This is a genomic window from Algoriphagus halophilus, from assembly GCF_041729275.1.
In the GTDB taxonomy this organism is placed as follows: Bacteria; Bacteroidota; Bacteroidia; order Cytophagales; family Cyclobacteriaceae; genus Algoriphagus; species Algoriphagus halophilus_A.
Map to the genome: position 1 here is coordinate 903,914 of NZ_CP146486.1, position 13,426 is coordinate 917,339.

The following is a 13,426-nucleotide window of genomic DNA, read 5'->3' on the forward strand; positions in this document are numbered from 1 at the left end:
AATAAAAATTAACTATTCTCTTTAGGTGAAACCCACATCGGGTTTCCTTCACTGTCTAACCCGATTTTTGCACCTGGAAATGGGGGATTATGAGTATCCATCACCAGCTCTTCTAAATCAGGAAGATCTCCTCTCACTACATCATTTTCAATCATCAGTGCCAATGCTTTTTCAAGCTTCACTAAAGTTTGTTCGATGTCTATTCGAGTATGCTTTTCGGTAAAATAACAAGGGATTCCCCGCATCATATGAATTCCCTCATACCTCAATAAAACGAAAAGTAAAGGGGTTAAAGGAGTGCGTTCTTTCTCTTTAATTCTCCAGATAGAGCGAAAATTAGCTGCCTCATAAGGGCTATTGTATTTTTCAAAAAGCTCATTTACCCGAGCCACAAATTCATCTGTCTTTTTAGATAATTCATCTTGAAAAACTGGACCTCTTTCCTCAATCTCCTTCAGTAATGCCACAGTAGCTGCCAAGACAAACGCATCTCCAGTATATTCTCCCAGGTCTTGAAGCATTCCGAACTGGGTTCTATTAGTGGATGAGGTGATACCTGAATAATCTCCTAAAATCCCTAAATGCAAACCCTCTCCGATCAAATTTCCAAAAACGACTAAATCTGGTTTTACATCCATCAAGTGACTTACGCCATTGGAATAGGTGTTGAAACCTGATAATACCTCATTCATGACCAATAGCATATCCTCTTCAAGAGTTAGTTTTCGTAAGTCTTCCAAGAAAACTTCCAATTCTTCAGTATTCAAATCATCACAACGCACATCATATAATACGGTCCCGATTTCTGAAGATCGATCTTGCAGGATTTCCAAAGATTCTTCTAAACTTCCGGTCAAGACCAGTAAGTCATTATGAAAATGGTCCTTTAGGAAGCCTAGGCATTCAGTATTACCTAATGAGCCACAAGGTAGATGAGTATCAATATTTTGTGTTTTGCATTTTCTAGAGACTACTGCAATCAGTTTTTTATCACTGAGGGATTGACATCCTATAATCGCTCTCAATAAAGCTTCAGAAAAGTGATCGAATAAATAGGATTCTTTCACTTGAGTTAACCTTTTAAATTTCCTGATTAACTCTTTTTCTTGATCTAAATGAGTTCCAAACTCCAAACCATCACTTATCTGTGTTTTCAATGCTTTTTGATAAAATCAGCATTGTATCCAAACAATTTTGATCCATAGCTAAAATGCCAATCCAAATATTCATTCCCATCTAAATCAATCAATTTTGACCCGTCTGAAAACTTGGATATAATTGGATAATTCAATCGCTTAGGGCTCCATACTTGATCATTTTCCTCTTGTGAACCAGATCCTTCCTGATGGGAATCGTGATAATCCTTACTTTTCGAGGTTCTTTTTGATACTTTTCTTTCAATTCATCGAAAAACTCCTGAGCCTCTTTACTAAGGTTAGCCGGATCAATTTCTTCCTCTATTTGTGAAGTGTTTCGTTCTACTGCTGCATTTTTATTTTTTGCTCTCGGCTTTTCATACTTACTGATAGATTGTTTCACTCCTCCACCATTCGTCTGAAGTTGGGAAATTTGTGTTTGAATTGCATTCAATTGTTGTTGAATCAATTGAATCACATCACCACCTACAGATTCTTCCTTCCGCTCAGCTACAGGCTCCTTCTTTTCAACCGCTGCTTTCTTAGGTGGATTAACTGGCTTAGGAGATTTCGATTGGATAAAAGATAATAATGCTCCTGGGGTATTTAACTCATCATTGATTTGCCTGAACGTGATCGTTACTCCAAACTCCTTTTTGATGGAGAAAGTAAATTGAGTTAGTACTAATGAATCAAGGCCCAGTTCAAAAAACGAGGAACCAATATCCTTACGCTGAATCTGAACGCCAGAAGCTGATTCCAGCATTTCTTTGATCTTCTCAAAATTATCTTGTTCTACATCTTCCTCTTCAAGAATGGATTCTTCCAACTGACCATTTTCTTGGATACTATTCAAACGGTTCGCATTTACTAAGCCTTTTGAGAAAGCTGGATTTAATAAAGCTCCTTTTTGAGTCCAGCAAAGTTTGGGTTCAAAAGAGTAAGTTGGAATATCCATAAAAGAATACTCCCCAATTCCATTTAGTTTAAACTGATCAACCGTAGCCCCAAAGGAAATCAGCCTTCCAATTTGATTCATCAAATAGGTCAGTTCGTGTTCTTCATTTTTTCTGGAAAGTGTATGAATAATTGCCCGATCTTTTGCCTCCCCCTGCTGTTGCATGAGGCTTGAAAGCACATTTCCAGGTCCTACTTCGATGAAGTAGGAATCCTCTAATTCTTCCAGTAAAGCTTTGGCACTGTCATGAAACAAAACCGCATTTCGAATATGATCTACCCAGTATTCAATAGAAGTAGCCTGAGCATCGGTTAACCAAGCTCCGGTTTGGGTAGATTTTATCGGGATTTGAGGAATATTCAGCGTAACACTTTCCAATACTTTGGAGAAATCATCCAAAGCCCCATCCATCATTTTAGAATGGAAAGCATGACTTGTTTTTAATACCTGATTGGCAATCCCATACTCTTCCAGAACTTTCTGAAATTCTTCGATTACTTGATGCGCTCCAGAGACCACACATAAATTAGGTGCATTATGTGCAGCAATTGACAACTCATCAGGAAGAATTTCTTTGACAATATCTAATTGGGACCGAACAGATAGCATTTGACCTGTGGGCAACTCGTAAATCAGCTTTCCTCTGTTAGCAACGACTTTTACAGCATCTTCCAAACTGAACACACCAGCTAAATGTGCCGCAACGTATTCACCGATACTATGCCCACAAAAGGCAACAGGATCAAACCCTTTACTAATCAGCATCTTGGCCAAGGAATATGAAACCGTGAAAATGGCTGGTTGAGTCAAATAGGTTTTTGACAGGTTTTCTTGGGTCCCATTGAAAATTTCTTCTTTCAAAGAACTTTCCAAATAAGAATCAAATAACTCACAGCATTGATCAAAAGCATCTTTGAAAACTTGATTGCTCAAGTAAAAATCCTTTCCCATCCCCACATATTGTGAGCCTTGTCCAGGAATCAAAAATACAGGAGTATTAAATTCACCTTTTTTATATAAAGCCGGAATGGCTACTTTTTCGACCTCCTCTAAATTCTTCATCAATTCGGCTCTGTTGGAGGCTAAAAAATGAAGACTCACTCCATAATTCAAATACCTTTTGATAAGGTTCGCATGGAGATTTTGAAGCTCTAAATCAGGATTTTCCAGCACATAGTTGTGTAATTTTCTCGCGTAATCTTTAACACTTGACTCAGATTTTGCCGAAAAAACAAACAAACCTGCTTCTTTATCCTCTTTGGAGGTCATGACTTTTTGTTCTGGCTCTGCTTCTTCAAGGATTACATGAACATTAGTACCTCCAAAGCCAAAAGAACTTACCCCCGCGATCCTCTTGGTATCACTTTCCCAGCTTTTGGTTTCATTATTAACATAAAAAGGTGATCCTTCAAATTTTATCTCTGGATTAGGTTTCACAAAGCCCAAGGAAGCAGGAAGTATCCGCTCATGGAGAGCATACACTGTCTTAATGAACCCTGCAATACCTGCAGCGGCTGTCAAATGTCCCACATTACTTTTTACGGATCCAATGGCGCAGGTGCTGGATAACCCTTCCCCAAAAGCCAACTTTAATCCTTCTACTTCAATGGGGTCCCCTATAGGGGTAGCCGTGCCATGCGTCTCCACATAACCAATTTGCTCTGGCTTAATTTGGGCATCTAAAATGGCATCTCTGATGGCAGAAGCTTCTCCTCTTACGCTTGGGGATGTAAAGCTTGCTTTTTCAAACCCATCATTGCTGATCCCAATTCCTTTAATTACAGCATAGATTTTATCTCCATCTTTTACTGCTTGTTCATAATCTTTCAGTAGAACTGCTCCTGCCCCATCACAAAACATGGTTCCAGTAGCTTCTGAATCAAATGGTTTACAATGACCATCGATACTGAAAATAGCACCCTCTTGATAGCGTTGTCCACTATTTGCGGGAAATGTAATGGAACTTCCTCCGGCAATTGCAGCAGTACATTGCCCAGATCTGATACTCATCACCGCATGGGCTACTGCCAATAGAGAGGTGGAACAAGCGGTGTAAACACTAACGGCAGGCCCGGTGAGATTTAACTGAAATGCCACTCGACTTGCTACATAATCTTTTTCATTAAGGGACATAACCTGATTTGGCCCAAAGATTTCCGTTGCCTCATGATCAAAAACAATATTTCGATTGTAATAAGTGTTGTTATTAGTCCCAGCAAACACGCCAATTCTAAAGTCCGGCCGATTGGCAATCCAACCTGCTTTTTCCAACACCTCATGAGAAATCTCCAAAAACTTACGTTGTTGGGGATCCATGATTTCAGCCAATTTTGGATTCATCCCAAAAAATTTAGAATCAAACTTATCATAATCGGCTACGACCCCTCTTGATTTGATGTAATTGGACTCTTCTGCCTCATGTCTCACTAAAGGATCAATTTCCTCTAATGAAAAGTGGGTAATTCCCTCTTTTTTGTTTTTGATCATTTCCCAGAAGCCAGCGGTATCATTTGCCCCTGGAAATCTTCCAGACATGGCAATTACTGCTACATCTCTATTTTCGGAAGCAGTTTTTTGGATAGCTTTTCAGGACTTTTCAAGTCCCCTTTTTTTCTCCTTTCAGGAAAGAAATTTGCTTACCCAATGTAGGGTTCTGATAAATTAAAGCGACAGGAAATACCGTTTTCAGCTGATCGTTGATAGCCAATGAAAGTTTTTGTACCAAAATCGAGCTGCCTCCCAGTTGGAAAAAGTTACTGTCCAGATTAAACTCCGTCTCCTGAAGAAGATCCTTCCATATCTCCGTAATTATCTCCTTATAATTTGTTTCATCCTTCGCCTGGGAAACTTTCTGGTCTTTTTTTCGGCTAGGGAATTTTTCAACGTTTTTCTATCAATTTTCCCGCTTCCAGTCCGTGGAAATTCTTCAATTCTGATGAATTTGTAAGGAATCATGTATTCAGGAACAGATTTTCTCAATTCCTCTTTGATCTCCTCAATTTTCAGATCTTCTCCGGTAGTCTTGTAGTAAAGTGCTACATAGTTTTGTCCATCCTTGAAATGGCCTATCACCACCGCATTCTCCACAATTCCGCTAATTTTTGAGGCATTTACCTCAATCTCCCCAAGTTCTACCCGATGTCCATTAATTTTAACCTGATCATCGACACGGCCCAGGAACTTAATGCTTCCATCTATATTCCATTCCGCCAAGTCACCTGATTTATAGTACCGTTTGATTCCGGAACCATCCAGATTCATTTCCACAAATAACTTATTGGTCAACTCCTCATTTTGATAATAACCTCGAGCTAAACAATCTCCAGTGATGTAGATTTCGCCCACTTTATTCATGGTGGTAATGGACTTCCCTTCAGGGCTTACAATCAACATTTCTACATTGGAGATTGGCCAGCCTATACTTGGAAGATCCTCCCATTGTGATGGTTCCCCTTCTAAATATTTCTGTGAAACAATAATGGTAGTCTCAGTAGGGCCATACTGATTATAAAATTTGCAGCTTCGTAGTTCTTGGAAGAACTCTCGTATCGTATTACTTACTTTTAACTGTTCTCCACAGGTCATGATCTCTCGTATGGATCCCGGGAAAATTTTGTAGGAAACGGCTGCATTGGCCAATCCTTGAAGAGCAATAAAAGGTACAAACAACCTATTAATGCCTTTTTTCTGTATGAATTGTAATAACTGATAAGGGTCTTTTAGGACCTCATTGTCTTGAATGTACAAAGTACCACCACTTACCAACGTCGTAAAAATCTCTTGAAATGAAATATCAAAGGTCAACCTAGCAAAATGTAAGGTCTTAAAACCAGGTCCAGACTGGGAATTTTCAAGTTGCCAATTCACTAAATTGACCAAACTAGGACTACAAACCTCAATTCCTTTGGGTACTCCTGTTGTGCCAGATGTAAATAAGACATATGCCAGATCGGAGGTGTAATTAGGAGCTAAAGTAGATTCCCTATATTTCCCATCAATGGTTTTGATTGAAAGTGAAGCAAAGTCCTCAGAATCCAGCCCTTGTAATCCAAAACGAACATTCGTTTCAGATACAATTTTAGCGAGCCTTTCTGTTGGCTGATCAAAATCCAAGGGCAAATATGCCTTTCCAGCAGCCAATACTCCCAACATATTAATGATCGTTTTTACAGATCTGGAACAGGAGACGGCAATTAGTTTTTCTTCTGGAGCCTCATTTCTGATTCTTTGAGCAACTAAATCTACCAGGATCTCCAATTTACCATAGGTGATGAATTCGTCCTCATGAACGAGTGCATCGTATTCTCTAAATTCCTCGAATCTCCTTTTTAAAAGATCAAAGATATTTGGTGTAGTTGAAGTTGAAAAGTTTTCCATCTCAAGAGACGTTTAATTAAAAAACTGATTTTTGTCGGAGAGCTGAACTCAATATTCCAAATGAGATACTACCTCAAAGCCTCCATTCACTAAGCAGATATCTTTATTCAATTGTTGCAAATCTGCATGCATCATATCCTCCACAAGCATTTCCAAATCATATTTAGGTTTCCACCCAAGATTCCTTAATGCTTTATCCGGTTGCCCTATTAACAATTCTACTTCGGTTGGTCTAAAATATTCTGGATCCACTTTCACTAAAATTTCACCGAGCTTAGGGAGCTCTTCTTTCGTTTTCCCAAGCTTTTCAAAGGCCAGCTCATAATCAATTGAAGAAAGAATACCCATTTCTCCCACACCAACACCCGCAAAATCAAGTTTGAAACCAATCTTGGAAAAAGCCATGCTCAAAAACTGACGAACACTGGTAGTCACTCCTGTAGCAACAACATAATCTTCTGGCTTATCTGCCTGAAGCATCAGCCACATTGCTTCCACATAATCTTTGGCATGTCCCCAATCTCTTTTGGCGTCTAGGTTACCTAGATAGAGTACCTTCTCCATCCCCATTCCGATTCGAGAAACTGCTCTTGTGATCTTTCTTGTCACAAATGTTTCTCCCCTCAATGGGGATTCGTGATTGAAAAGAATCCCATTACAGGCAAACATGTCATAGGCCTCTCTATAATTCTTCACGATCCAGAAACCATATAATTTTGCTACTGCATAAGGAGATCTTGGATAGAAAGGTGTTCTCTCTGTCTGTGGAATTTCTTGGACCAACCCATAGAGTTCAGAAGTACTGGCCTGATATACCCTGGTCTTCTTTTCCATACCCAGCAATCTAACTGCCTCCAAAATTCTAAGAACACCTAGGCCATCCGCATTTGCGGTATATTCCGGAGAGTCAAAACTCACTTTTACATGACTCATAGCTCCTAGATTATAGATCTCATCTGGATTAGTTTCTTTGATGATTTTAGTAAGATTCATGGAATCAGTGAGATCTCCATAGTGCATAAAAATCTAGCATCAGCCTGATGTGGATCTTGGTATAAATGGTCTATTCTTTGGGTATTAAAGGAAGAAGATCTTCTTTTTATCCCATGGACCACATATCCTTTGTTCAGTAAAAACTCAGCCAAATAAGCACCGTCTTGACCTGTTACTCCAGTTATTAAAGCGACTTTCATAAATAGTATTATTAAAAATTGATAGGATTATTTAACAATGAACTTTTATAATGCAATGGAATGCATTTTTAAACTCTTTTGATTTTTTTGGAACCAATTATAGGTCTGGGAAATACCTTCCAGTAAATTCAATCTTGGCTCCCAACCCATGGATTTTATTCTGCTGACATCCATCACTTTCCTAGGAGTACCGTCTGGCTTACTTTCATCCCAGAGGATATCGCCTTCATGCCCCACTACACTTTGGACCATCAATGCCAATTTTTTGATTTCTATATCGTAACCAGTTCCCACATTGATCAAAGGGTATCTTACTTCTCTATTCAATAAAAACATGACTGCATCAGCCAAGTCTTCTACATGCAAAAATTCACGCAAAGGACTACCTGTCCCCCAAAGCATCACTGGTTGATTTCCATTGATCTTAGAATCATGAAATTTCCTGATCATGGCAGGCAATACATGGGAGCTGTTCAGGTCAAAATTGTCATAGGGACCATAGAGATTGGAAGGCATAATAGAACTATACCCTTTACCCATTCTAGTAAAAATTGCCTCACAAGCCTTGATTCCTCCTATTTTTGCAATCGCATAAGATTCATTTGTAGGTTCCAAAGGACCTGTTAATAGATACTCTTCTTTTATAGGTTGGATAGATCTTTTTGGATAAACACAAGAACTACCCAAGAATAGAAATCTTTCGACCCCAGATTTTAAAGAGCTATCAATGATGTTATTTTGAATCATTAAATTATCCATCAAAAACTCGTAGGGGTAGGAATCATTTGCCAGGATGCCTCCTACTTTCGCGGCTGCATTGATGACTATTTCTGGCTGTTGGTCAGCAAAAAATTCACGAACCTCATATTGATCTCTCAAATCAAGCTCGGAACTACTCTTTCCAATAAGGTTCATTGCCCCTCTGGCTTTTAAAAGTCTCCATATAGCAGAACCTACCATTCCTTTATGCCCTGCTACGTAAATTTTCTTTTTAAAAATATCCATTGTAAAATCAGTTAACTAAGCTTGGATTTTCTGTTTCAAATTGTTCAAATAGGTTTTTTACTTTTTGACAATCAGACCTATTCAAAATCAAAAATGCATCTGGAGTCTCCACAAAAATCATATTAGAGACACCTAGAAAACTCGCATGTCGAGACTTGCCTATATAGACATTCCCAAATTCATCTTCCTCGATTTGATGGGTTTCACTCAAATAATCGCTCAGTGCTTCAAAAGAACCAAGGTCAGACCACTTAAAGTCTCCCTCTACCATTACCAATTTCTTGGAATGCTCCATCACTGCATAATCCACACTGAGAGAATCAATTAATTCATTATCTGATTTCTGAATGAATCCATCTTTAGAGTTTTCAAAAGCTATTTTTACTTGATGGAAAAGATCTGGCTGAAAAAATTCAAGTTCTCTTAAAAAGAGTCCAGCCTTAAAACAGAACATTCCGCTATTCCAAAAATGATCCCCCATTTCCAAATAAGTCCTTGCAGACTCAATACTTGGTTTTTCTTTAAATCTTTTAACAATCCCATCTTCCACTTGGATGTAACCATATCCTGTTTCAGGACGAGTTGGGGTAATACCAAAAGTTACCAAAAGATCTATACTAGCAAGTCTCACAGCATTATCCACTGCACGCTCATAAGAGGACTGATCTTGCACCAAATGATCTGATGGGGTTATTAATAAAATGTCATCTGGATGACTTGAAAAAGCTGCAAAAGCAATAGCAGGAGCTGTATTTTTGGGTAAAGCCTCTACTATCTCTTGGTAAGGATCAATCCCCATCTTTGCAAAGGTCTTTCTGGATAATTCAAAATTCCCCAGACTTCCTACTACAATCCCTTTTTCGCTAAGAAAGCGGTTACGCTCCAAACACAATTCAAACAAGGATTTTCCATCAAAAATCTCCAAATATTGTTTGGGACAGGATTTTCTGGAAAGAGGCCATAATCTACTACCAGTTCCACCAGATAAAATGACATGAGTTACTTTTGAAGGACTCATAAAACAATAAGTTTAAAAGGTTAAATAACAATATTATTTACTGCTAAAATATTATTAGAAAAATGACAAGATTAATTATATAACAATCATCTGACGATTCAATATTAGGAAATAGATTTTGAAAGAAAAAATGCTGAAAAGCTCTTTTTTTAGGATGAAATACGTTTTTTTGTTTTCCAAATACAGTTATATCCCAAATAAAATTTTAGAAATATTTATAAAATACTATTTACAAGAACAAGATTCTGGATAGAATACAACACAATTGAAATTAAATATTAATTTAGTAGATAATACCAAATTTTAGTATTGAAGGAAAAAATGTATAAAAATAAAGTTACACTAAACCAGGTATAATGAAACGAAAATATTTATTTATACCTATAGTACAATTTTTACAATAAATTTATAGGAAAATTCAAGACTCAAAAATTGATCAATAAAATTTAAAAAAATTATTTTTTTCAGGAAAAATCATTTTTAAATCAAAACTGAATCTCAAAAGCTAACAATATCAAATTTTGAAAAATAAAATTATTAGCAAAATACAATGAAAATCGGAGAAATTATGAAGAGATGCAGCACATTTCCTTCCATGATGATTTAAAAATATTCGTGGTGAAACAGAAGAAGAAACAAGAAGCAATTGAGCCACTCTACATTCTTAATACCTGGTAGTAAAACAATATCCATTTAAAAAAGTCCTTCTCTTAACAAAGAGAAGGACTTCAATAATCAATGGAATAAGATTATTATTAATGCATATATATAAGTACTAAAAAATAGCTTTTAATTTAGGATTATCATTTAAAACCACCTCCCAATACCAAGAAACAACACCGCCATGTTCAATAGTGATAGATAAAGGAAAACAAAACTTTAAGACTGGCATTTTATCTTCCATCACTAATTGAACTGTATGAATAATATAAGGTCTAGGTAAATTAGATAAGTCCAAGTTTTTCGCATCTTCAGACTTTGTCCATTCTAATATTTCTTCCACCAACTCATCTGGCCAAACCCAATTTTGAGGGATAGGGCGATTGGTAAACATCCAGGTCCAGGAGTCAAAGTTGAAGAGGCGATACACTCCCCCATTTTATTTAAACGTTGTTGGAGGATGCCATTATAAGTAGAACTATAACACATCTCAAATCCTAAAATCTCCTTCTTTGCAGAAGAAATGATTTCAGAAAAAGTCAGAAATTGATCTCGTTTTTTTGCAAAACGTAGTAGATTATTTCCAGAGCTTCGGAAACCATTAATTCAGATTTGCTCATAAAAATTAATTTATAGTTTAGATAAAAATTTAAGTTCAATAAATAATTGAAAAATTTATATTTTTTTATTTGAACTTACTAATGTATCAGCAAATTTAAACAAATAAATTATTAGATTCCTAGCGCCTCCTACATTATTTTAGATTTAAAATTCATTTTAATTGCCTTAAATGTGATCATTGCAAATCAGAATTTAATTTTTCTAAAATTAGTAAAATACAATTTTTTTAATTGGAATAGTGATATAATTCAATCGACATGAAATTAACTGATGAAAATCATATAATTTTTTAATTCCGAATTGCATAGTTCTTCTTTCCAGCTCATTTTTAATAGAAACACTTTTTACAAACTACATATTTAATCTTCAAATAATTGATTTTCAATACTTTAATAAATTTAAAACCTCAAATGTTAGTTATTTGATTTAATTAAAAAATCATGTTTTTTTTAAGTTTTCATTTCGGGAGTATCGCAATGAAAAAAATTGCATTGAACATGGTGGAACAAACACAAATGCTTCTATTTATTAACCTGTATCCTTTTCATTTATCAACTTGAACTTCCCTGGCTACCATAGGCAGGCGGATGAACTAGGTCTCCCGGAAGTTCTTGAATTACCAAGATCTAATTCCTTCCCAAGGCAACCCTGTACAAGCGGCTCTCCCTATTAATAATCCTTACCAACACTTCGAGAACCTAAGCATACTCAAACTCATTGGAGAAACACCACTCTAAGTGTCAATTCTTTTTAAGTACAGAGAAAGTAAAAAACATTAAATACAGGATATAGACAACACTAAAAAGTTCAAAATATAGTAAATGAATCACCTATAAATACAATGTAAATTCAATTACATTTTTTAGTAAGCCAACATTAAATTATTTTTTTTACCAATAAAATAAGAATGAATAAACATTTCAATTACTCAATAGTTTTGCTAGATATTGATCTTGAATGATTTTCTTCATTTAAGTAATTGTGATAAGGTTAAAAGTAATGATGGTAAAAAAATTAACTACAACCCAATTTCAATTTAGAAATTTTATTTATATTAAAAGTTCTTTCTTTTTGAAAATGATAACTTAATTTTCCCATAATTATTTTTATATATGATTTAAGAAAATTGTATTAAATTAATTTTCACCTAACCTTTACTAGTTATGAGTTTTTTAACATTCTTACAAAAGTATTTTTAATACCTCCTAAAAATGAATATTTCTATAAACTTATTAAGCTATGGATTATTCTATTCATTGTCACCGTTCCAAGTATTTCATATGCAACTGATTATTATTTCTCCTCGAGCAGAGGTGATGATAGCAGAAGTATCACTGAAGCGCAAAATCCAGATACACCTTGGAAATCGATTAGCAAACTCAATTCATTGGCCGCAGGACTAAAAGGAGGAGATCGGGTTTTATTCGCAGCAGGAGACATTTTTTATGGGACAATCAATATTGTAAAGGGTGGAGAGCCTGGAAATCCCATTGTTTATACCTCTTATGGCTTAGGACCACAACCCATTATCACCTCTTTGGAAACTATTACCAATTGGAGGTCTTTAGGTAATGGAATTTATGAGGCCAAGCTACCCAACCTCGAAAGTTCATTAATTCAAATTTTAGAAATTGATGGGATCCCTAAAGAGATTGGAAGATTTCCCAATTCAAACGAAGAAGAAAGCTTTCTTGAAATAGGAAGTGTGATCAGTCAAAACTCCATCTCAGGTCCGGCTAACTTTCCAAATTTAGACGGAGCTGAAGTGGTCATCAGGAAAAACAATTGGGTGGTGGATAGACATCCGATTACCTCTGCTTCCGGTAATGTAATAAATTTTGAAAGCATCAATACACCTTATCCTGTCAGACAAGGCTATGGCTATTTTTTACAAAACCATATTTCGTTGCTAGATAGTTTCGGTGAGTGGGCATATAATTCTACCTTAAAAACTATTTCAGTTTATCTAGGCGCGAAAAAACCGGAAACTTTTAAGATCAAAGTAGCAAACAAGGATAATCTCGTTAAAAACCAGCCTTATGTAAAGAATATTACTTTTGACAACCTGCATTTTGTGGGTGGTAATAAGAGCTTAATTGACATCCGAAAATCCGGCAATATTACTATTCAAGCCTGTACCATGGAAGCTGCAGGAGAAAACTCAGTGTATATAGAAGAGGTTCCAGATTTAAAGATCAACAAGAGTACTCTAAGAAATAATATGAATGGAGGACTATTTGTTTTCTATGGCAGCCCTAGAGTAGTTGTTACCAATAATTTGTTTGAAAACTCCATGCCTTATAATGGAATGGGTAGAAGTAGCGATTTGACCGGGATTGCCTTATACATTGGTTCTGATTCTGATAACTCCCTCATTGAAAAAATCAAATTATCAATACCAGCTACAATGGGATTCATTTTGGAGGTAATTACACCATTGTAAAAAACAATTACATCG

General features: G+C 36.2%; 9 protein-coding genes and 1 pseudogene. 1 reads left to right on the plus strand and 9 read right to left on the minus strand.

Annotation, left to right across the window (positions count from 1 at the left end; all coding sequences use genetic code 11):
* Positions 1–8 precede the first annotated feature (8 nt).
* The 9 genes and pseudogenes from V8V91_RS04885 to V8V91_RS04925 all read right to left on the minus strand — a co-directional run bounded on the left by V8V91_RS04885 (position 9) and on the right by V8V91_RS04925 (position 10,741).
* Positions 9–1,157 (minus strand): aminotransferase class III-fold pyridoxal phosphate-dependent enzyme, encoded by a 1,149-nt coding sequence (locus tag V8V91_RS04885; RefSeq protein WP_373399054.1) that lies wholly within the window; start codon positions 1,155–1,157, stop codon positions 9–11.
* The gene (locus V8V91_RS04890; RefSeq protein WP_373399055.1) at positions 1,154–1,291 is read right to left on the minus strand and encodes a hypothetical protein; all 138 of its coding nucleotides are present in this window, start codon (positions 1,289–1,291) and stop codon (positions 1,154–1,156) included. Before V8V91_RS04890 ends, V8V91_RS04885 begins: the two co-directional genes overlap by 4 nt.
* Positions 1,288–4,674: a beta-ketoacyl synthase N-terminal-like domain-containing protein gene (locus tag V8V91_RS04895; protein ID WP_373400622.1), complete on the minus strand. Its 3,387-nt coding sequence runs from the start codon at positions 4,672–4,674 to the stop codon at positions 1,288–1,290. Before V8V91_RS04895 ends, V8V91_RS04890 begins: the two co-directional genes overlap by 4 nt.
* Before the next feature lie 16 nt (positions 4,675–4,690).
* Complete coding sequence (locus V8V91_RS04900; protein ID WP_373400623.1) at positions 4,691–4,906, minus strand: acyl carrier protein; 216 nt, start codon at positions 4,904–4,906, stop codon at positions 4,691–4,693.
* Positions 4,903–6,471 (minus strand): amino acid adenylation domain-containing protein, encoded by a 1,569-nt coding sequence (locus tag V8V91_RS04905; protein ID WP_373399056.1) that lies wholly within the window; start codon positions 6,469–6,471, stop codon positions 4,903–4,905. Before V8V91_RS04905 ends, V8V91_RS04900 begins: the two co-directional genes overlap by 4 nt.
* Before the next feature lie 48 nt (positions 6,472–6,519).
* A pseudogene (gmd, locus tag V8V91_RS04910) lies at positions 6,520–7,664 on the minus strand (GDP-mannose 4,6-dehydratase).
* A 45-nt stretch (positions 7,665–7,709) separates the two neighbouring features.
* A complete protein-coding gene (locus V8V91_RS04915) occupies positions 7,710–8,669 on the minus strand; it encodes a GDP-L-fucose synthase family protein (RefSeq protein ID WP_373399057.1) in 960 nt (319 codons plus the stop codon).
* A gap of 7 nt (positions 8,670–8,676) precedes the next feature.
* Positions 8,677–9,687, minus strand: coding sequence for a mannose-1-phosphate guanylyltransferase (locus tag V8V91_RS04920; RefSeq protein ID WP_373399058.1), 1,011 nt, complete (start codon positions 9,685–9,687; stop codon positions 8,677–8,679).
* A gap of 775 nt (positions 9,688–10,462) precedes the next feature.
* A complete protein-coding gene (locus V8V91_RS04925; RefSeq protein ID WP_373399059.1) occupies positions 10,463–10,741 on the minus strand; it encodes a hypothetical protein in 279 nt (92 codons plus the stop codon).
* 1,614 nt (positions 10,742–12,355) lie between these two features.
* Between V8V91_RS04925 and V8V91_RS04930 the strand changes: the two genes are divergently transcribed.
* A complete protein-coding gene (locus V8V91_RS04930; protein WP_373399060.1) occupies positions 12,356–13,411 on the plus strand; it encodes a right-handed parallel beta-helix repeat-containing protein in 1,056 nt (351 codons plus the stop codon).
* The last annotated feature ends 15 nt before the right edge of the window (positions 13,412–13,426 follow it).

Bases quoted from the DNA above. Each gene is read 5' to 3' on its own strand.
- V8V91_RS04905 (WP_373399056.1), bottom strand. From the start codon at position 6,471: ATGGAAAACTTTTCAACTTCAACTACACCAAATATCTTTGATCTTTTA.
- V8V91_RS04915 (WP_373399057.1), bottom strand. From the start codon at position 8,669: ATGGATATTTTTAAAAAGAAAATTTACGTAGCAGGGCATAAAGGAATG.
- V8V91_RS04920 (WP_373399058.1), bottom strand. From the start codon at position 9,687: ATGAGTCCTTCAAAAGTAACTCATGTCATTTTATCTGGTGGAACTGGT.
- V8V91_RS04925 (WP_373399059.1), bottom strand. From the start codon at position 10,741: ATGTTTACCAATCGCCCTATCCCTCAAAATTGGGTTTGGCCAGATGAG.